10 protein-coding genes, 3 rRNA genes and 1 pseudogene are annotated in these 20883 nt (G+C 41.6%); 13 read left to right on the top strand and 1 reads right to left on the bottom strand.

Annotated features, from left to right (window positions below):
* Positions 1-229: 229 nt before the first annotated feature.
* The 13 genes from P4S71_RS02840 to P4S71_RS02780 all read left to right on the top strand — a co-directional run bounded on the left by P4S71_RS02840 (position 230) and on the right by P4S71_RS02780 (position 18829).
* Positions 230-475 carry a YfhL family 4Fe-4S dicluster ferredoxin gene (locus P4S71_RS02840; protein ID WP_045984404.1) on the top strand — a complete coding sequence of 82 codons (246 nt, stop codon included), beginning with the start codon at positions 230-232 and terminating at the stop codon, positions 473-475.
* 463 nt (positions 476-938) lie between these two features.
* Positions 939-2624 carry a type I restriction-modification system subunit M gene (locus tag P4S71_RS02835; RefSeq protein WP_337150027.1) on the top strand — a complete coding sequence of 562 codons (1686 nt, stop codon included), beginning with the start codon at positions 939-941 and terminating at the stop codon, positions 2622-2624.
* Complete coding sequence (locus P4S71_RS02830; protein ID WP_337150026.1) at positions 2614-3198, top strand: DUF1016 N-terminal domain-containing protein; 585 nt, start codon at positions 2614-2616, stop codon at positions 3196-3198. The genes P4S71_RS02835 and P4S71_RS02830 overlap by 11 nt, the downstream gene beginning before the upstream one ends.
* Positions 3188-4654: an ATP-binding protein gene (locus tag P4S71_RS02825; RefSeq protein ID WP_337150025.1), complete on the top strand. Its 1467-nt coding sequence runs from the start codon at positions 3188-3190 to the stop codon at positions 4652-4654. Before P4S71_RS02830 ends, P4S71_RS02825 begins: the two co-directional genes overlap by 11 nt.
* Positions 4644-4766 (top strand): hypothetical protein, encoded by a 123-nt coding sequence (locus P4S71_RS02820; RefSeq protein WP_337150024.1) that lies wholly within the window; start codon positions 4644-4646, stop codon positions 4764-4766. Before P4S71_RS02825 ends, P4S71_RS02820 begins: the two co-directional genes overlap by 11 nt.
* The gene (locus tag P4S71_RS02815) at positions 4756-6285 is read left to right on the top strand and encodes a restriction endonuclease subunit S (RefSeq protein WP_337150023.1); all 1530 of its coding nucleotides are present in this window, start codon (positions 4756-4758) and stop codon (positions 6283-6285) included. The genes P4S71_RS02820 and P4S71_RS02815 overlap by 11 nt, the downstream gene beginning before the upstream one ends.
* 51 nt (positions 6286-6336) lie before the next feature.
* On the top strand, positions 6337-6495 hold the full coding sequence (locus tag P4S71_RS02810; protein ID WP_337150022.1) for a hypothetical protein: 159 nt from the start codon (positions 6337-6339) through the stop codon (positions 6493-6495).
* An 8-nt stretch (positions 6496-6503) separates the two neighbouring features.
* Positions 6504-8243 (top strand): SWIM zinc finger family protein, encoded by a 1740-nt coding sequence (locus P4S71_RS02805; protein ID WP_337150021.1) that lies wholly within the window; start codon positions 6504-6506, stop codon positions 8241-8243.
* A gap of 59 nt (positions 8244-8302) precedes the next feature.
* The gene (locus tag P4S71_RS02800) at positions 8303-11647 is read left to right on the top strand and encodes a type I restriction endonuclease subunit R (RefSeq protein WP_337150020.1); all 3345 of its coding nucleotides are present in this window, start codon (positions 8303-8305) and stop codon (positions 11645-11647) included.
* 870 nt (positions 11648-12517) lie between these two features.
* Positions 12518-14053 (top strand): 16S ribosomal RNA (locus P4S71_RS02795).
* A 298-nt stretch (positions 14054-14351) separates the two neighbouring features.
* Positions 14352-17241 (top strand): 23S ribosomal RNA (locus P4S71_RS02790).
* Positions 17242-17452: 211 nt separating this feature from the next.
* Positions 17453-17567, top strand: a 5S ribosomal RNA gene (gene rrf, locus P4S71_RS02785).
* Together the 16S, 23S and 5S rRNA genes form the textbook arrangement of a ribosomal RNA operon.
* Positions 17568-18193: 626 nt before the next feature.
* Positions 18194-18829, top strand: coding sequence for a methyltransferase family protein (locus P4S71_RS02780; protein ID WP_337150019.1), 636 nt, complete (start codon positions 18194-18196; stop codon positions 18827-18829).
* Between the two features lie 36 nt (positions 18830-18865).
* Here P4S71_RS02780 and P4S71_RS02775 read toward each other — a convergent pair.
* Positions 18866-20882 (bottom strand): annotated as a pseudogene (locus P4S71_RS02775) (EAL domain-containing protein).
* Between the last annotated feature and the right edge of the window lies 1 nt (position 20883).

Genomic DNA, 20883 nt, shown 5'->3' with positions numbered 1-20883 from the left:
TTAATAATTAATAACAGAACCTCGCGAACTTGATTGGGCATTACTGTGTCCAAAATTGCTTTTTTATGAGCGTAATGGATATTATAGTGTCCATTTTTAGTTATAAAGTTAATGATTGAATGCGAGTTACCCAATGTAATTTTTATTGATTGAGATCAACAAGAAAACGCAGAATAAAATGCATAATTTACGGCTGCAAATTTATGCTAGAAGTACTAGAGGTTAGAGAATGGCTTTACTAATTAACAGCAAATGTATTAACTGCGACATGTGCGATCCAGAATGCCCTAACGAAGCCATTTACATGGGCGCTAAAATTTACCAAATAGCCCCCGCAAAATGCACTGAATGCGTAGGCCATTACGACAAACCAACCTGTGTCAGCGTATGCCCAATTGACTGCATAAAGCCCGATCCTAATCATCGAGAAAATATAGACGAACTGGCTGAAAAATATGTCAGGCTAACGAGTTAGTTTGTTAATTGGCTTTTATGTGTAATGGGTTACAAAGCGAAAGTTGCGACACTGTCGCAATAATCAAACTGCTCGCATATTACGTATTATGACTAGGGCGTGTTGATCTTTGGTGGGTGAGTTTGCAGCTGTATGTTTGGTTTTTAGGCAAGGCAGAGCCTATGTAGTGTGGTTATTCCCCATAAATAGGCGATAACGCAGCATAAATACCAAACATGCGCTGCCCTTTGGGTTCTTTCTAGGGACGATAAACTCTTTGTTGCTCGGTTTTTACTTAGCCCACTAGGTTACAAACCTCGCGCCGCGATTTAATCGCCCCTAGATTGAACAAATTTCAATCCACAAAGATCAACACGCCCTAATAAATATCCCCTCATATATTTTTAATTAAGTCTCAATAATTCGCGCTATTTACGGTATGATAACTCAATAATTTGTATTGATATTCTGGTCTGAGATAGTTATGGAAACCGCACCTAAAAAAACCGCCATAAAGCCCGCTACTAAAAAAGTTGCTAAAAAAACCACAAAACAAGCACAAGTCGGGTTTGAAGAATCGCTTTGGGATGCCGCCAATAAACTGCGAGGCAGTGTTGAATCAGCCGAATATAAGCACATTGTTTTAAGCTTAATCTTTCTTAAATTTATCAGTGACAAGTTTGAAGTACGTCAAAAAGCCATTATTGCTGAGCACGGCGATGAATACATCGACATGGTCGACTTTTACGCGATGTATAACGTGTTTTATCTTCCAGAAAACGCCCGCTGGTCATACATTCAAACCAACGCAAAGCAAGGCGATATTGCTGTTAAAATAGATACCGCCCTGCACGGCGTTGAAAAAAACAATAAATCACTCGCGGGCGCATTGCCCGATAACTACTTTTCACGCTTAGGGCTTGATGCCAGTAAGCTCTCAGCGTTAATCGACACCATTAATAATATCGACACCATTGCCAACCAAAACGAAAAAACAGAAGAAGATTTAGTTGGCCGTGTGTACGAATACTTTTTAGGGAAATTTGCTGCATCTGAAGGTAAAGGCGGGGGCGAGTTCTATACCCCAAAATCAATCGTTACCCTTATCGCCGATATGATTGAACCGTTCGAAGGTAAAATTTACGATCCCTGTTGTGGCTCGGGCGGTATGTTTGTGCAATCGCTAAAATTTATTAATAGCCATAACGGCAATCAAAAAAATGTGTCTATTTATGGGCAAGAGTACACCAACACTACTTATAAACTAGCCAAAATGAACCTCGCCGTGCGCGGTATATCGGGCAATTTAGGCGATGTAGCCGGCGACACTTTTTTTAAAGACCAACACCCCGACCTAAAAGCCGATTACATTATGGCAAACCCGCCGTTTAACCAAAAACAGTGGCGCGCCGATAACGAATTAGTTGACGATGCCCGCTGGGCCGGTTACCCAACACCGCCTACTGGTAATGCCAACTATGCGTGGATAATGCATATGATCTCAAAACTCAGCGAACATGGCACCGCAGGCTTTGTGCTGGCTAACGGCTCAATGAGTTCAAACACCAGTGGCGAGGGTGATATTCGCCAAAAAATAATCGAAAACGATTTAGTCGATTGCATGATAGCCCTACCAGGGCAGTTGTTTTACACCACGCAAATTCCGGTGTGTTTATGGTTTATAAGTAAAGATAAAAAAGGCAATAACGAAAAAGGCCTACTAAAACGCCGCGACCGCCAAGGCGAAACGCTATTTATAGACGCCCGCGAAATGGGCTCTATGGTTAACCGTACCTTAAAAGAACTCACCAACGACGACATAGCTAAAATAACCCAAACCTACCATATTTGGCGCGGCGAAGAGCTAACCACTGAAAGTGCGAAGCCAGAAAGCGCACAAAAAGAGCAAAGCGCAAATAAAGAGCAAGAACAAGAGTACAAAGATGTAGCCGGTTACTGTAAATCAGCCGCCCTTGCCGATATAAAAGCGAACGACTACGTACTTACTCCTGGGCGCTATGTAGGCGCTGCCGATATTGTAGATGACGGCATCCCGTTTGAGACTAAAATGAGCGAACTTAGCCAAACCCTTTATAGCCAAATGAGCCAAAGCGATGCGCTAGACAACGCTATTCGACAAAACTTAGAGGCGCTGGGTTATGGAAAATAGTAACGCATTAAATAACCCCGCCATATTAATAGAAATTAAACAGGTTATCGAGCAAGCGCGTAAACAGGTTAAACAAACCGTTAATCACGCTATAGTGAACGCCTATTGGCAAATTGGACGGTTAATTATTGAACAAGAGCAGCAAGGAGCGACACGAGCTGAATATGGAAAAACACAACTTGCGTTGCTCTCAACACAATTAACCGCACAATTTGGTAAGGGATATTCAACTCGAAACTTACGCAATATGCGCAGTTTTTACTTAGCCTTTTCAAAATGGCAGACAGTGTCTGCCAAATTGAGTTGGTCGCATTATTCAACGCTTATCCGCATTGAAAATGAAAATGCCCGCTTATGGTATATGCATGAGGCCAGTCAACAAAACTGGAGTGTACGCGCCTTAGATCGCCAAATTGGTACGCTTTACTACGAGCGTTTACTCTCAAGTAAAAATAAACAACCCGTTGAGCAAGGTATTATAAATAACCTACAACAGTTTTTATTAGGGCTTGGTAAAGCGACCCTCAGAATCGTGGAAACGCATAATTATAGAGAGCGATGTAATGGAAAATAAACACCCTTTATTGCTTGATATAGAAAAAGGTGAAAGCAAAAATTTAGAATTTAAAGTGCAATTACCAACCAGTAAAGAGTGGGTTAAAAGCATTATCTCTTTTGCCAACTCTGCGGGTGGAAAGCTGGTTATAGGCGTTTCTGATAATAGAACTCTAATAGGTTTGCAACATTTTGATCTATTTGAATTAATGGATAAAATTAGTTCAACAATGCATGAACTAGTTGCGCCTACGCTATTACCTAATATTTATATAGAGAATATTAACGGGGTTGAGTTATTAGTAATAGAAGTGCAGCGCGGAGCATTACTCCCTTATTATTTAAAGAGTAAAGGCAAAGAGCTGGGTTGTTATCAACGTATTGGTGCGACTAATCGCATAGTCAGTCAGGCGCAAGTGATAGAGCTTGAACGCCAGCGTAACCATATTAGCTTTGACTCACTTATTAACTATGAAGTGGATTTATCAACCCTTGATTTAACGCCACTTCAACAACGTTTTGCAGCACATGGTAAACCATTAACGCCAGAAAAATTATTAAGTTTAAAGCTGGTCAAAAACGATAATAATATGCTTTACCCCACACATGGCTTGCTAATTTTACTGGGCTTTTATGAGCATGTAGAAATAAAATGTAGCCGATTTAAAGGCACTACCATGTCTATCTTTTTAGATAAAAAAGAGTACACGGGTGATCTTTTTCAGCAAATAGAAAACGCAGAACTATTTATAAAAAATCATCTTCATTTACGCGCAGAGGTACTGGGGCTGCAGCGTACTGATACCTTTGAGATCCCCTTTCCAGCAATTCGAGAGGCATTACTCAATGCAGTAATGCATCGAGATTACAGCAATTTTGGACGAGATATAAAAATAGGTATTTACGATGATATTCTTAATATTGTATCGCCAGGCGGTTTACCACATGGGCTAACTATTCATGATGCGTTAAAAGGGCGTTCTGAAATCCGTAATACGGTGATTGCGAGGGTATTTAAGGAACTCGATTTAGTTGAGCAATGGGGCAGCGGTATACAAAGAATAAAAGAGTATTGCATCAAGGCAAACATCGGTTTACCTGTATTCTCTGAGTCAGGTGATTTTACCGATTGGGAGTTTCCAAGAAAAATACGCCACAGTAATGAAGCAGTAGTAACGACTGATGGAATAAATGATGGAATAAATGATGGAATAAATGATGGAATAAATGATGGAATAAATGATGGAATAAATGATGGAATAAACCATCAAACTATTATTCCCAAAAATATTCAGCCATTGTTAACGTGCATTAAGCACTCGCCTTCATTGTCTACAAAAGTATTTGCTAAGCAGCTTAAAGTAGGCACTGCAACGGTTGAACGTCATATTAAGTGGTTAAAAGACCATAACGTAATCAAGCGGATCGGCGCAAACAAAGACGGATATTGGCAGGTGTTAAACAATGAAAAATAATAAATATAAACAACTCGCACTTAGCCAACGCTTTTATAGCGAAATGAAGCAAAGCGATGAGCTTGATAAAGCGATTTGTAAAAATTTGGAGGCGTTGGGTTATGGCCGATAAGCAAAAGTTATTATGGGAATCATCTGGAGGTATAATCCCTGAGGGTTGGAGTCTAGTTTCTTTAAGTAGTCTTCTGCAAAACCCAAAGTCTATGTCTGTTGGGGTGATGTACCCAGGGAAACACTATGATGATGGGATACCACTGATAAGAGTCAGTGATGTAAAAAATGGAGGAGTAGCATCAAAACCAGATTTTTGTATTTCGGCGGATGTTGACGAAGAGTACAAAAGAACTCGTCTATCTGGTGAGGAGCTTCTTATTACATTGGTAGGAAATCCCGGAGATTGCGTTATTGCAACTCAAGAAATGTCAGGCTGGAATGCAGCAAGAGCGATTGCTGTACTTAGATTAGAAGATCCAGCATTACGACAATGGGTGCGTATAGTTTTGCTAAGTGGCCCTTCCAAACACATTATTGACTCAAGACTAAACACGACTGTTCAGAAGACCCTAAACTTGAAAGATATACGCGAGTTACCTATTCCAATGCCTCCTGCAAGTTTAAGAGAGCGCCTCTGTTCAATATCTAAAAAGTTTGAGGAAAAAAGTTTGATTAATCATCAAACCAACCAAACCCTAGAACAAATGGCGCAGGCGTTGTTTAAAAGCTGGTTTGTTGATTTTGATCCTGTGTTCGACAATCTCCTTGCCAGCGCTGATTTTAACTTAGAAAACCTTGAAACTAGTCTGCCTGACGAGTTAATACAAAAAGCACAGCGCCGCTTAGCGGCACTGAACAGCTTACACAATGCGACACAATGCAAAGCCTCACTCATTGCGCTCGCTCACGAATTACAAGCACAGTTACCGACAAAAGAAGCAACACAATCAGCAGAGCAAGTATCAGAAAAAGCCGCTGAAACACCCGTTAAACCAAACTTTAGCGCCAATCCTAAAATATTAGAGCAACACGCCAGCACCCACGCCCACTTCCCCAATGAGTTCGAACACAACGAACAACTAGGCTGGATACCAAAAGGCTGGAAGCAAAAATATCTAAGTGATTTACTTGAAGTTAAATATGGTAAAGATCACAAAAAATTAGATGATGGAAAGTATCCTGTTTACGGCTCGGGCGGACTTATGCGTTATGCAGAAAGTTTTTTGTATGAGGGGGAGTCTGTACTTATCCCTAGGAAAGGCACTTTGAGTAATATTATGCATATAAATGGCTCATTTTGGACTGTTGATACTATGTTTTACACGATCCCTAAAGTACCAAAGGTTGCAAAGTTTATGTTTTACCACTTGAAAGCTTTAGACTTTGCAGCAATGAATGTAGGGTCAGCTGTACCAAGCATGACAACTAAAGTACTTAATAGCTTAGAGCTACTTTTTCCTTCAGTAGAAGTTCTTTATAGGTTTGACAGAGTAATCGAGGATTATTTTAACAAGATAAATTTCAACAAATTAAATATCAACCAACTTGAAAGTTTAAGAAATACGTTACTCCCCAAACTCATCTCTGGTGAATTACAAATACCCGATGTAGCTACCGACGATGAAACAGTAGATTAATACATAGGCTAAGCACTTAACCATTTAAAATAATAAGAATAAGGTTGTTTGATGAAATTGACTGAAGCCAAATTAGAACAAGCGGTAGTTGAGTTATTAGCCGAACAAGGCTACCCGCATTTATTGGGCGGTCAGCTCAACCGCAGTAATAGTGATGTATTAATTAAAGAAGACTTACGTGCTTTGCCAATTAACACAATGAGTGAATAAGAATTAGTATGTTTGATTTAAATAAAATAAAGCAACGCGTGGCCAGCAAAACTTACGATTTGGGTTATGGTTTGTACGCATCAAATAATGTCAGTAAGTTACTTATTGTGGGTGATCAAGCAATGGCGAGCGTGGCGGGGCAGTATAAATACAAAGTCACCTTAGAAAATAGTGAAAGCGGACAATGTATGGCAAGCTGTACGTGCCCCGCAGCCGATTATCAAGAGGTATGTAAACATGCCATTGCCGTGGCGCTCAAAGTTAATAGTTTATCTGCTACTGAATTAGCCAATGCAAACGCCGATGCTACAACACAAGGCAACGAACGCGGGGCATTAATGGCGTGGTTTTTAGATAAACCGGCTAAGGAACTTACCGATATAATCATGGGTTTTTTAGATGAGTCAGAGCATGAATACGATAAATGGGTATTTATGATGTCAAACGACAAGCAAGCTATGAGTACAGGTGAGCTAAGCAAACTTATTACTAAAGCCTTGCCTAAAAAATCAGTATGGGGCTGGAATGAAGTACGTAGCTATTTTGCTAACGCAGACTCACTGTTTGAAATGATATTTCCTGCAATAGAAAAACTGCCCGTTGATCAGCAATGGCAGTTGAATTTTAAAGCCTTGGTGCGTTTGAACACCGTACTTGAAGACATTGATGACTCCGGCGGCTTTCGCTTTGATATAGAGGGGCAGCTTAACCAAAATTTGAGCGAGCTTTTTAATCAACAGCCTTGGCCTGATGAGCAAAAAGCACAGTGGATTTTTGAACACTTTGAAGATTACAAATACGATGTATTCCCGAGTGTACCGCATGACTTTGATATAACAGCCAGTGTAAATACCTTGTTTTTAGGGCTGTGTACAACGGCAATAGAAGAGCGACTTCACGCAGGCGTTGACTTTGATGATTGGAGGCAAAAAAACGCACTTACACGCCTTACATCCGTGTTAATAAAACAAGCGCAAGCGCAGGATGATTGGCAAACGCAACTGCGTTTAATTAAACTAACAGCCGCTGACTCGTCGGATTATTTAAAAATAAGTGCGCTTTGCAAAGACCGTAATGAGCTGTTAGATGCCGAATACTATTTAAAGCAAGCGTATCAACGGGCAAGTAATCCACATGAAGTGCTTGCATGTAAACGTGATGAGATAAACATTCGCCTTGAGTTATCAGAATTTAAAGCGGCATGGGCAATCGCGTGGCAGTTATTTGTAGATAACCCGAGTTTTAATGGCTTTAAAGGTTTACACACATTACAACAAAAAACCGGCATAATTGATGCGCAGTTTACGCAAAAGGTAGAGCAGCTCTTGCTTTCTTTGTCAGAACAAGCGGCTAAATCAAACCAAGGGGCTTCTCGTTTTTCTAATTACCCGTGCGAGTTACTGGATTTTTATATTGATCAAAATGACATTGAAAAAGCACGTTCATGGGCTGCAAAACATGAGGTTAAGTCGAGTCAATTGATAACGTTGGCTGGTTTAATTATGGCGCAATATCCACAAGAGTCGATTGACTTGTATCACAAATCACTTAGCAACATAATTGGACAAACCAATAATGACGCTTACCGTGAAGCAACTAATTTATTAATTAAAATAGAAAAAAGCTTAAAAGATAAAAATGCCGACTGCACGCTATTATATGAAATGATTACTACATTGGCTAAGAAGTTTAAGCAAAAACGCAATATGATGAAGTTGTTGCGAGAATACTTCCCGCATTGTAGCTAAGAATAAAAGTTTAAAAAATAATAACTAACATGAATAAACCAGCGGACGGTGCTAAATAGATGAAATTTACTGAAGCCAAATTAGAACAAGCGGTGGTTGAGTTATTAGCCGAACAAGGCTACCCGCATTTATTGGGCAGTGAGCTCACTCGCAACTATAGCGACGTATTAATTAAAGAAGACCTCCGTGCTTTTTTAACCACGCGTTACGCTAAAAATAATATTACTACCGGTGAAGTAGACTCGATTATTGCAAAGCTTGAAAAACTCCCAGCCAGTGATTTATACGAGAGCAATAAAACCTTTTGTAACTGGCTAAGTGATGGCTTTTTACATAAAAGAGACATGTTAAGTGGTCAAACTAGTGATGCGGCGAAGAGCCAGTCTCAAAAAGATTTATATATTCAATTACTCGATTACGACAACGTTGAGCAAGGCATTAAAAGCAGCTTAATAGCAGGCAGTGCTATTGCTGCTTTCGATAAAGTAAGTGAAGCGAGTGTGAATTACCTGCAAGACGACAACATTTATCGGTTTGTTACCCAGTTAGAAATACAAAGCCCCACAAGCTACGACAATATTGAACTGCGCATTCCCGATGGCATTTTATATGTGAATGGTTTGCCGCTGGTGGTGTTTGAATTTAAAAGCGCGATACGCGAGCAAGCCCCTATTTTTGAAGCGTTTGAGCAACTAACGGTGCGCTACAAACGCGCTATTCCTCAATTATTTGTGTTTAATACCTTGTGCGTTATAAGCGATGGCGTGAATAATAAAATGGGTAACTTATTTGCGCCGTATCAGTTTTTTTACTCGTGGGGCAAAGTAACGGGGCACGAGCTAACAGCGCAAGAGGGCATAAATTCATTACATACTTTATTACAGGGCTTGTTTGATAAAGCGCGTTTGCGCGATGTAATGCGCAACTTTGTATTCTTCCCTGATTCTGATAATAAAAGCGCGGGCAAAAAAGAGAAAAAAATTGTGCCGCGTTACCCGCAATATTATGCCGCTAATAAGCTGTTCGAAAATATAAAGCTGCATTTAAAGCCAAAAGGCGATGGTAAAGGCGGTACGTACTTTGGCGCAACGGGTTGCGGTAAAAGTTACACCATGCAATTTTTAACACGCTTGTTAATGAAAAGCGTTGAACTTAAAAGCCCGACCATTATTTTAATTACCGACCGAACCGATTTAGACGATCAACTCTCGCAGCAGTTTGGTAATGCTAAAACCTACATTGGTGATGACACGGTAAAAACAGTGACCAGCCGTACTCACTTGCGTGAGCTATTAAAAGGCCGTAACAGCGGCGGTGTATTTTTAACTACCATTCATAAGTTCACCGAAGACACTGCGCTATTAACCGATCGCACTAATGTTATTTGTATTTCAGATGAGGCGCATCGTAGCCAAGTTAATCTCGATCAAAAAATTACTATTACCGACAAAGGCCCTAATGCCGGAGTGAGAAAAACCTTTGGTTTTGCAAAATACCTGCATGACTCATTGCCAAACGCCACTTATGTTGGCTTTACGGGTACGCCAGTAGACGCGACTTTAGATGTGTTTGGTGAAGTGGTTGACTCGTATACTATGACCGAATCGGTTAAAGATGAAATAACCGTACGCATTGTTTACGAAGGGCGCGCCGCCAAGGTGTGTTTAAACAACAGCAAGCTGGCAGAAATAGAGGCCTATTACAAAGAATGCGCCGATGCAGGCAGTAATGAGCTGCAAATAGAAGACAGTAAAAAAGCCACTGCGAACATGAATAGCATTTTAGGCGACCCAGACCGTATTAAAGTGTTAGCAAAAGATTTTGTGCAGCACTACGAAAAACGTGTTGAAGAATGCTCAACGGTTGCAGGTAAGGCAATGTTTGTGTGTAGCTCGCGTGGTATTGCTTATCAGTTGTATCAAGAATTAGAAGAATTACGCCCAGATTGGTTTGAGGTTGTAGACTCTTTAAACGAGCAGGACAACGCGCAAAACTTATCGGATACAGAGCGAAAGCGTGCTATTAGCGAAGGCCGTATTGCAGCCCCTTCTGAAAAAGTAAAAATGGTAATGACCCGTGGCAAAGACGACGTCGCACGCTTATATAATTTACTGGGCAGTAAAGACGAGCGTAAAGAGCTTGATAAGCAATTTAAAAACAAACATTCAAACTTTAAAATAGCCATAGTGGTCGATATGTGGCTAACCGGTTTTGATGTGCCATTTTTAGACACCATGTACATAGATAAACCACTGCAAAAGCACAGCTTAATACAAACTATTTCGCGGGTTAATCGCCAGTTTGAAGGTAAAAATAAAGGCTTGGTAGTCGATTACATTGGTATTAAATCTGAAATGAATAAAGCGTTAGCGCAGTATTCAAAAACAGACGAAACCAACTTTGAAGACATTACCGCCTCGGTTATCGAAGTAAAAAACCACTTAGCGTTACTTGCTCAGTTATTTCATAAATTTGACAGCAGCGCGTACTTTACCGGCGAAGCCGTTGCACAGTTAAATTGTTTAAACTACGCAGCCGAGTTTGCGCTAATTACCGAACAGCGCCGAAAACGCTTTATGGATCTAGTTAAGCGTTTAAAAGCCGCTTACGATATATGTTGTGGTAGTGAAAAAATTAACGAAAATGAGCGTAATCATATTCACTTTTATCTCGCTATTCGCTCTATTATTTACAAGCTAACCAAAGGCGAAGCGCCCGACACCGCGCAAATGAACGCCAAAGTGCGCGAAATGATAGCCGAAGCCCTACAAAGCGACGGCGTAGAAGAAGTGTTTAAACTCGGCAATGAAGACGGTGGCGAAATTGATATTTTTAATGACGACTACATCGCCAAAATAGAAAAAATAAAACTTCCCAATACCAAAATAAAAATACTGCAACAAATGTTAGCTAAAGCCATAGGCGAGCTTAAAAAAGTAAACCAAACCCAAGGTATCGACTTTACTAAACGCTTTGAATCGCTGGTACAGCGCTATAACGAGCGAAAAGATGATGACATACTGGTAAGTAGCGTACTCGATGACTTTTCAGAAAGTATGGTTGATATGATTTACAGCGTACGCGACGAAATGAACGCCGGCGACGAGCTAGGCATTGATATTGAAGAAAAAGGCTTTTACGACGCATTAAAAATGCTCGCAATTAAATATGATTTTGACTATCCCGAAGATAAGTTAATTGAGCTCGCCCAAGCGGTAAAAGTGATAGTGGACGACAAAGTTAAATTTGTTGATTGGAACCACCGCGAAGATATTAAATCATCCCTAAGAGTAGAGCTTATTTTAATACTGGCTAAATTTAAGTACCCACCAATAAGCCACGACGAAGTGTACAAAGAAATATTCGAACAAGCACAAAATGTAAAAGCGAATAAAGAGAAGTAAAACATAAAGCGGGCGATGTTCAATAGCTAAGCGAATAATTGGTAGTGTTTAAAAGTTGGTATCTGTTCAGTAAACTTGTGAAAAGAAAATTCAATTGAATTTCATAGATACAGCTTAAGCTACTTAATTAGCTTAAGCTCAATGATCAATACATTATAATGTCAGCTTTGTTATTGCGCTATTTTAGTGGCGCTATAGTAAAACACTTATTTAATGCAGTAGTGATAACCGCACAGTTAACATAGCTCTGCAGTGTTATTTATAGAGGTGTCTTTAAATTCCCTAGGATTTGTGTACAAATTGGTTGTTTAATGGGCGAAAAAGGCGATGTAGCCCTTTATTTGTATAGCTTTTATACTAAATTCATTTGATTGTAAAAAAGCTGAAATAAAACATTGACCCTCGCTCGAATCTCCCTATAATGCGACCCCACTGAGACGGGAAACGCCAACGCATAGCGAGGCACGAACTACTCAGAGAGTTAAATAAAACTTCGGTTTTAAATCTTCTAAAAAGAAAGTTTAAAACAAAGTATTGACTCGAAAAATAAAGGGTGTATTATTCGCACCCCTTGAGGCGTTAAAGCGACTCAAAACGTTCTTTAACAATATAAAGCAATCATCTGTGTGGGCACTCGTACAGATTGAGTTCTAACAGCCAAACTACTTACTCTTTATGGGTAATTAGCGAGGCAAAAAAATTAGAGTCTCAATTGAAGCTGAGTGACCATATGTTATTAAAAGATTCAGCCTTGAGCTGTTTTGATTTCACTTTTTTAAAAGTGAAAATAATAACGCACAGTCAATTCGTTTTTGGCAACAAAAACAAAAATTCAGAATTCATTGAGCTGTCGAAAGACATAAAACTTTTTAATTGAAGAGTTTGATCATGGCTCAGATTGAACGCTGGCGGCAGGCCTAACACATGCAAGTCGAGCGGTAACAGAGAGTAGCTTGCTACTTTGCTGACGAGCGGCGGACGGGTGAGTAATGCTTGGGAACATGCCTTGAGGTGGGGGACAACAGTTGGAAACGACTGCTAATACCGCATAACGTCTACGGACCAAAGGGGGCTTCGGCTCTCGCCTTTAGATTGGCCCAAGTGGGATTAGCTAGTTGGTGAGGTAATGGCTCACCAAGGCGACGATCCCTAGCTGGTTTGAGAGGATGATCAGCCACACTGGGACTGAGACACGGCCCAGACTCCTACGGGAGGCAGCAGTGGGGAATATTGCACAATGGGCGCAAGCCTGATGCAGCCATGCCGCGTGTGTGAAGAAGGCCTTCGGGTTGTAAAGCACTTTCAGTCAGGAGGAAAGGTTAGTAGTTAATACCTGCTAGCTGTGACGTTACTGACAGAAGAAGCACCGGCTAACTCCGTGCCAGCAGCCGCGGTAATACGGAGGGTGCGAGCGTTAATCGGAATTACTGGGCGTAAAGCGTACGCAGGCGGTTTGTTAAGCGAGATGTGAAAGCCCCGGGCTCAACCTGGGAACTGCATTTCGAACTGGCAAACTAGAGTGTGATAGAGGGTGGTAGAATTTCAGGTGTAGCGGTGAAATGCGTAGAGATCTGAAGGAATACCGATGGCGAAGGCAGCCACCTGGGTCAACACTGACGCTCATGTACGAAAGCGTGGGGAGCAAACGGGATTAGATACCCCGGTAGTCCACGCCGTAAACGATGTCTACTAGAAGCTCGGAGCCTCGGTTCTGTTTTTCAAAGCTAACGCATTAAGTAGACCGCCTGGGGAGTACGGCCGCAAGGTTAAAACTCAAATGAATTGACGGGGGCCCGCACAAGCGGTGGAGCATGTGGTTTAATTCGATGCAACGCGAAGAACCTTACCTACACTTGACATACAGAGAACTTACTAGAGATAGTTTGGTGCCTTCGGGAACTCTGATACAGGTGCTGCATGGCTGTCGTCAGCTCGTGTTGTGAGATGTTGGGTTAAGTCCCGCAACGAGCGCAACCCCTATCCTTAGTTGCTAGCAGGTAATGCTGAGAACTCTAAGGAGACTGCCGGTGATAAACCGGAGGAAGGTGGGGACGACGTCAAGTCATCATGGCCCTTACGTGTAGGGCTACACACGTGCTACAATGGCGCATACAGAGTGCTGCGAACCTGCGAAGGTAAGCGAATCACTTAAAGTGCGTCGTAGTCCGGATTGGAGTCTGCAACTCGACTCCATGAAGTCGGAATCGCTAGTAATCGCGTATCAGAATGACGCGGTGAATACGTTCCCGGGCCTTGTACACACCGCCCGTCACACCATGGGAGTGGGTTGCTCCAGAAGTAGATAGTCTAACCCTCGGGAGGACGTTTACCACGGAGTGATTCATGACTGGGGTGAAGTCGTAACAAGGTAGCCCTAGGGGAACCTGGGGCTGGATCACCTCCTTATACGATTTAGAACTTATTTGTTCGTAGTGTCCACACAGATGATTGTTAATTAGTGCTTGTCCCTTTGGGATAACTAATTAATATGCTCTTTAAAAATTTGGAAAAGCTGATAATAAAATTCTGATGAATACATTGTATTTATCAAGAGTTTTCAAAAGTAAAAAAACAATGGTAGCAGTACCATTGAGTGCCATTTAGTTAACTCTTATGAGTTGATTGATTGGTATCTACTTTAGTATTCAATATTGACTTCTGGCGAAGTTAAACTGTCACAAAAAAAGACCCGTTTGGGTTGTATGGTTAAGTGACTAAGCGTACACGGTGGATGCCTTGGCAGTTGGAGGCGATGAAGGACGTATTAACTTGCGATAAGCCTAGTCAAGCTAGTAAAAAGCGCTTGAGACTAGGATTTCCGAATGGGGAAACCCACCTGCTTGCAGGTATCGTTAACTGAATACATAGGTTAACGAGGCGAACGCGGAGAACTGAAACATCTAAGTACCCGTAGGAAAAGAAATCAACCGAGATTCCGAAAGTAGCGGCGAGCGAAATCGGAACAGCCCTTAAGCTTATTATGTGTTAATGGAAGGCTCTGGAAAGTGCCACGATACAGGGTGATAGTCCCGTACATGAAAAGACATTTTAAGTGAAATCGAGTAGGTCGGAGCACGTGAAACTTTGACTGAATATAGGTGGACCATCATCTAAGGCTAAATACTCCCAACTGACCGATAGTGAACCAGTACCGTGAGGGAAAGGCGAAAAGAACCCCTGTGAGGGGAGTGAAATAGAACCTGAAACCGTGTACGTACAAGCAGTAGGAGCCCACTTGTTGGGTGACTGCGTACCTTTTGTATAATGGGTCAGCGACTTATATTTTGTAGCGAGGTTAACCGAATAGGGTAGCCGTAGGGAAACCGAGTCTTAACTGGGCGAATAGTTGCAAGGTATAGACCCGAAACCCGGTGATCTAGCCATGGGCAGGTTGAAGGTTGAGTAACATCAACTGGAGGACCGAACCCACTAACGTTGAAAAGTTAGGGGATGACCTGTGGCTAGGAGTGAAAGGCTAATCAAACCGGGAGATAGCTGGTTCTCCCCGAAATCTATTTAGGTAGAGCCTCGGACGAATACTTACGGGGGTAGAGCACTGTTAAGGCTAGGGGGTCATCCCGACTTACCAACCCTTTGCAAACTCCGAATACCGTAAAGTAATATCCGGGAGACACACGGCGGGTGCTAACGTCCGTCGTGAAGAGGGAAACAACCCAGACCGCCAGCTAAGGTCCCAAAGTCATAGTTAAGTGGGAAACGATGTGGAAAGGCCCAGACAGCCAGGAGGTTGGCTTAGAAGCAGCCATCCTTTAAAGAAAGCGTAATAGCTCACTGGTCGAGTCGGTCTGCGCGGAAGATGTAACGGGGCTAAACTATGCACCGAAGCTGCGGATTCAGAATTTATTCTGAGTGGTAGGGGAGCGTTCTGTAAGCGGTTGAAGGTGTACCGGGAGGTATGCTGGACGTATCAGAAGTGCGAATGCTGACATGAGTAACGATAATGGGAGTGAAAAACTCCCACGCCGGAAGACCAAGGGTTCCTATCCCATGTTAATCAGGGTAGGGTAAGTCGACCCCTAAGGCGAGGCCGAAAGGCGTAGTCGATGGGAAACAGATTAATATTTCTGTACTCGATATAATTGCGATGGGGGGACGGAGCAGGCTAAGCAAGCATAGCGTTGGTAGTCTATGTGAAAGTGAGTAGGGCGTTTGTTTAGGTAAATCCGGACGAACACTAAACCTGAGACACGAGACGAGTCACTACGGTGATGAAGTTGCTGATGCCATACTTCCAGGAAAAGCCTCTAAGCTTCAGATTATATGGAATCGTACCCCAAACCGACACAGGTGGTCAGGTAGAGAATACTAAGGCGCTTGAGAGAACTCGGGTGAAGGAACTAGGCAAAATCGTACCGTAACTTCGGGAGAAGGTACGCTCCTATCTGTGATGAGACTTGCTCTCTAAGCGGACGGGAGCCGCAGTGACCAGGTGGCTGGGACTGTTTATTAAAAACACAGCACTGTGCAAAATCGCAAGATGACGTATACGGTGTGACACCTGCCCGGTGCCGGAAGGTTAATTGATGGGGTTATCCTTAGGGAGAAGCTCTTGATCGAAGCCCCGGTAAACGGCGGCCGTAACTATAACGGTCCTAAGGTAGCGAAATTCCTTGTCGGGTAAGTTCCGACCTGCACGAATGGTGTAACCATGGCCACGCTGTCTCCACCCGAGACTCAGTGAAATTGAAATCGCAGTGAAGATGCTGTGTACCCGCGGCTAGACGGAAAGACCCCGTGAACCTTTACTACAGCTTGGCACTGAACATTGAACCTACATGTGTAGGATAGGTGGGAGACTTTGAAGATGAGACGCTAGTTTTGTTGGAGTCAACCTTGAAATACCACCCTTGTAGTTTTGATGTTCTAACGTTGGCCCCTGAATCGGGGTTACGGACAGTGCCTGGTGGGTAGTTTGACTGGGGCGGTCTCCTCCTAAAGAGTAACGGAGGAGCACGAAGGTTGGCTAAGTACGGTCGGACATCGTACGGTTAGTGTAATGGTAGAAGCCAGCTTAACTGCGAGACAGACACGTCGAGCAGGTACGAAAGTAGGTCATAGTGATCCGGTGGTTCTGAATGGAAGGGCCATCGCTCAACGGATAAAAGGTACTCCGGGGATAACAGGCTGATACCGCCCAAGAGTTCATATCGACGGCGGTGTTTGGCACCTCGATGTCGGCTCATCACATCCTGGGGCTGAAGTCGGTCCCAAGGGTATGGCTGTTCGCCATTTAAAGTGGTACGCGAGCTGGGTTTAGAACGTCGTGAGACAGTTCGGTCCCTATCTGCCGTGGGCGTTTGAGAATTGAGAGGGGTTGCTCCTAGTACGAGAGGACCGGAGTGAACGAACCGCTGGTGTTCGGGTTGTCATGCCAATGGCATTGCCCGGTAGCTACGTTCGGAACTGATAAGCGCTGAAAGCATCTAAGCGCGAAGCAGGCCTCGAGATGAGTTCTCACTAGACTTTTAAAGTCTCTGAAGGGCCGTTGAAGACTACAACGTTGATAGGCAAGATGTGGAAGTGGTGTGAGCCATTAAGCTAACTTGTACTAATTACCCGTGAGGCTTAACCATACAACGCCAAACGCGTTTTATGTGATAGTGAAACACGCGAAGAAGTTAATATGACTAAAGTAGATATTACTTAGAAAGACTTAAAAAATATTATCAGATATTTTCCAAATTCAAGAGGTGACTCTTAGCGCGTAGCGTTAAAGTTTAGGCACCTTGCGCAAAGAAAATGGTAGCACTACGTGCTTGTCATTAATTCTTTGCACCATATTTGCTTGGTGACAATAGCGTTTTGGACCCACCTGACTCCATGCCGAACTCAGTAGTGAAACGAAACAGCGCCGATGATAGTGTAGCATTTGCTATGTGAAAGTAGGACATTACCAGGCTTCAAATTGTAGAGAGCCCGACTAGAAATAGTCGGGTTTTTTTACGTCTGCAGAAAAGTAAAATACGCGTAATTAATATACACTCACATCAACACCTATCACGTAGGTCGGGCGAGCGTAGCGACTCCCGACACAAAGAGAGTGTAGCATTTCACTGTGGCTCTCCACCGCTGTGGGCACTACGACATCCTACTGCGTAGCGCACCGACTTCAAATTAAAGAAACCCGTTACAGAAATGTGACGGTTTTTTTGCTGTTTGGGATTTAATAAATAGCCAAGAGCCCATGCCGAACTCAGTAGTGAAACGAAACAGCTCGAAAGCGAGCCCTGCGGAAGGCCGCCCCGACACAACGATAGTGTAGCATTTCACTGTGGCCCTCCACCGCTGTGGGCACCACGACATTCTACTGCGTAGCGCACCGACTTCAAATTGTAGAGAGCCTGAATTTAACGATTCGGGCTTTTTTACTTCTGCAGAAAAGTGGATGGATAATACATGGTATCATTGGTAAACTTACTCTAATCTTTTATGCCCATTTAGCTGACTTTGCTTGTTAATTAACAGTATGAACACTAAAGTTAATTTATAGTATTAGCTAAAAAATAATGTGTGTGAGCTCCCTCAATGAACTATCAACCCTTTATAGATGACTCAGTATCCTTAATAGAGTTTACACGTATTTACCTCGCTATTTTCTATACATTTGTTGCGGGATTTTATACTTATAGAATTATTTATAAGAATCGAATCACACCCTCTGGCGTTATTTTTCCTGGTCAGCAGTATTGCTCTAGTTGGTGGAACCATATGGCGTTTAAATTTTTCAGGGCTGCTATTTGGTTTGTGTGTGTTGTGAGAGTTTTTATTCCTGAATTAGATAATTACTTAGTATTATTTGAACCTTTAAACGGTTGGCCTGGGGTCATGTTTGGCAATGTATTACTGAGTGCTGGGTTTATATTAAGTATGTTTGTACATTTTGATATGGCATCACTTTGGCGCTCAGGAATAGATCCTAATGGGCCAAAGGAGCTAAAAACCACTGGACTCTATGACTATTCTCGCAACCCTATGTATTTAGGTGTTGCAGCGGCTCAAATTGGTTTCTTTTTAGCATTGCCGTGTGTATTTAGTCTGGTATGTTTGATTGTAGGGGTTACCGCTTTATATAGACAAACTTTAGTAGAAGAAGAGCATCTATCGCAATCTTTTTCAGAGCAGTATCAGTATTATAAAAAACGCGTACCTCGCTGGTTGTAATAAAGACACTACCCACATACGAGCTGGTATTTAATTTTAAAGTAATACTTTAGATTTTACGTACTTTTCAATAAAGCTTTGTTTAGTGATTGGTTTTGAAAATACATAACCTTGAATATAATCACATGCTAACTGTTTTAATAGTAAGTACTGATGTTGGGTTTCTACCCCTTCAGCGACAACCTTTACACCTAAATTATGTGCCATTGTTATTATTGCCTTTATAAGCGCTATGCTGTTTTCATTGGTTTCTATATCTCTAATAAAAGAGTGATCAATTTTTAGGATATCGATATCTAAGCGTTGAAGATAGGCAAGTGATGAATAACCGACACCAAAATCATCTATTGCTATATCAATATTTTTTGCGTTAAGTCGCTTTAATTGACTCTGTATTAAAGAATCAGGATCCATTAGAGTGTTCTCTGTAACTTCTATGAGAATAGTATGGGCGGGGAGTTTGTATTGCTCACTTGCTTCTAGCCATTCATTTACCCAATTACCAGCACGATCAATCTCAAGTGGTGACGTATTTACGCTAATTTGTATAGGTGTTTCACAAAGTAGATTAAATTGAACAGTATCTTTAATTGCTTGTAGTTTTACCCACTGGCCAATATCGCTTATTAAGCCATTCTTTTCAGCGATTGGTATAAATTCATTTGGGCCAATTAGACCTCGCTCAGGGTGATTCCAGCGTATTAACGCTTCGGCTTTGGGTACTGATGTACCATTGATAGAAAAAATGGGTTGATAATAAAGCTCAAATTGACTTTTTTTAAGGGCAGTATGTATTTGTTCTATTAAACGGCGCTTTTCGATTGCTTGTTCTTCCATAGCATAAGTGAAAAATTCGTAGCGGTTTCTACCTTTATGTTTAGATAAATACATTGCTTGATCAGCTCGCTTTACTAAGTCTTCTACTGTTACCCCATCCGTTGGATAAAAAGTTAAACCTAAACTTGCAGTCACATACACCTTTTCTTTTTTAGATGAATACACTGCATTAAGCTACTTTTTACTGCATTTGCAACCTTACTTGCGCTCGCTTGATTGTCTACTCCTTCTAGAATAAGAGTAAATTCATCACCGCCTAGTCTTGCTACAGTATCGTTAGCTGTTATGCAGTTTTGTAATCTAACTGCGACTTGATGTAACAGTAAATCGCCATAGTCATGCCCGAGACTGTCGTTTATTTCTTTGAAGCCATCTAAATCAATAAAAATAAGGGCAAAAGTTATATTTTTTTGCTAATTAAACTTTGTAGTTTTTCGTAAAAGTAACGTCTGTTAGGTAGGTCTGTAAGGCCATCTTCATATGCATATTGGTGTAATTGGAAATTTGCATTTTCAAGTTCTTTAGTACGAAGCCGAACTTGATTTTCAAGTGAACCTTCTCGCTGTTCAATCGTGTGTAACATATCGTTGAAACAGGAAGTAAGTTCGCCTACCTCATCTTGCGAGAGCTGTTTTGCACGTAAGCTATAGTCATTCGATTTTGTTATTTGGTTAGCTGTTTGTGCCAAATATAATATAGGGTTTAAAAACCGACGTCTGAGTAATAAGGATAATAGTAAGCTCACAATAAATGTAAATATCATCAAAATAATAAGAAATTTACTATAAAATGCCACTCTATCATTAATGTAGCTATCATTAGCCCTAATTTTTAGCTCACCATAGCAATGAGAATCTAGCTCTAAAACGGTACTTATTTCTATACTATGTTGTGCTGTTTTAGACAGAGAATTGGCGATAGCAAGTGGTTTACCATCTGAGTTACTCACAATCACAGATACTATATCTGAGCGAATAAGCAGTGGGTTAATAAGTTCTTGTATTGCCTCTGCATCGTCAAACATAAGCGCTGTCGTTATATTAGGGGACAACATTTTAGAAAGAGATACTAAACTTTTTACTTGCTCTTCTTTCGCGCTACTTATTTCATAGGCACTAAATACGGTTGTGACTGTTGCGGTTGATACGAGGGCGACACACATTAAAATGACTAAAAGTTTTTTGCTCATTGTGTTTAATAAAAATAGTTTTTTCATT

This window comes from Pseudoalteromonas sp. B62 (assembly GCF_037162565.1).
GTDB lineage: Bacteria > Pseudomonadota > Gammaproteobacteria > Enterobacterales > Alteromonadaceae > Pseudoalteromonas > Pseudoalteromonas fuliginea.
This window is presented reverse-complemented; position numbering and strand designations above follow the sequence as displayed.

Excerpts from the sequence above, each read along its gene's own strand:
- P4S71_RS02840 (WP_045984404.1), top strand. The coding sequence starts at position 230 with ATGGCTTTACTAATTAACAGCAAATGTATTAACTGCGACATGTGCGAT.
- P4S71_RS02835 (WP_337150027.1), top strand. The coding sequence starts at position 939 with ATGGAAACCGCACCTAAAAAAACCGCCATAAAGCCCGCTACTAAAAAA.
- P4S71_RS02830 (WP_337150026.1), top strand. The coding sequence starts at position 2,614 with ATGGAAAATAGTAACGCATTAAATAACCCCGCCATATTAATAGAAATT.
- P4S71_RS02825 (WP_337150025.1), top strand. The coding sequence starts at position 3,188 with ATGGAAAATAAACACCCTTTATTGCTTGATATAGAAAAAGGTGAAAGC.
- P4S71_RS02820 (WP_337150024.1), top strand. The coding sequence starts at position 4,644 with ATGAAAAATAATAAATATAAACAACTCGCACTTAGCCAACGCTTTTAT.
- P4S71_RS02815 (WP_337150023.1), top strand. The coding sequence starts at position 4,756 with ATGGCCGATAAGCAAAAGTTATTATGGGAATCATCTGGAGGTATAATC.
- P4S71_RS02810 (WP_337150022.1), top strand. The coding sequence starts at position 6,337 with ATGAAATTGACTGAAGCCAAATTAGAACAAGCGGTAGTTGAGTTATTA.
- P4S71_RS02805 (WP_337150021.1), top strand. The coding sequence starts at position 6,504 with ATGTTTGATTTAAATAAAATAAAGCAACGCGTGGCCAGCAAAACTTAC.
- P4S71_RS02800 (WP_337150020.1), top strand. The coding sequence starts at position 8,303 with ATGAAATTTACTGAAGCCAAATTAGAACAAGCGGTGGTTGAGTTATTA.
- P4S71_RS02780 (WP_337150019.1), top strand. The coding sequence starts at position 18,194 with ATGAACTATCAACCCTTTATAGATGACTCAGTATCCTTAATAGAGTTT.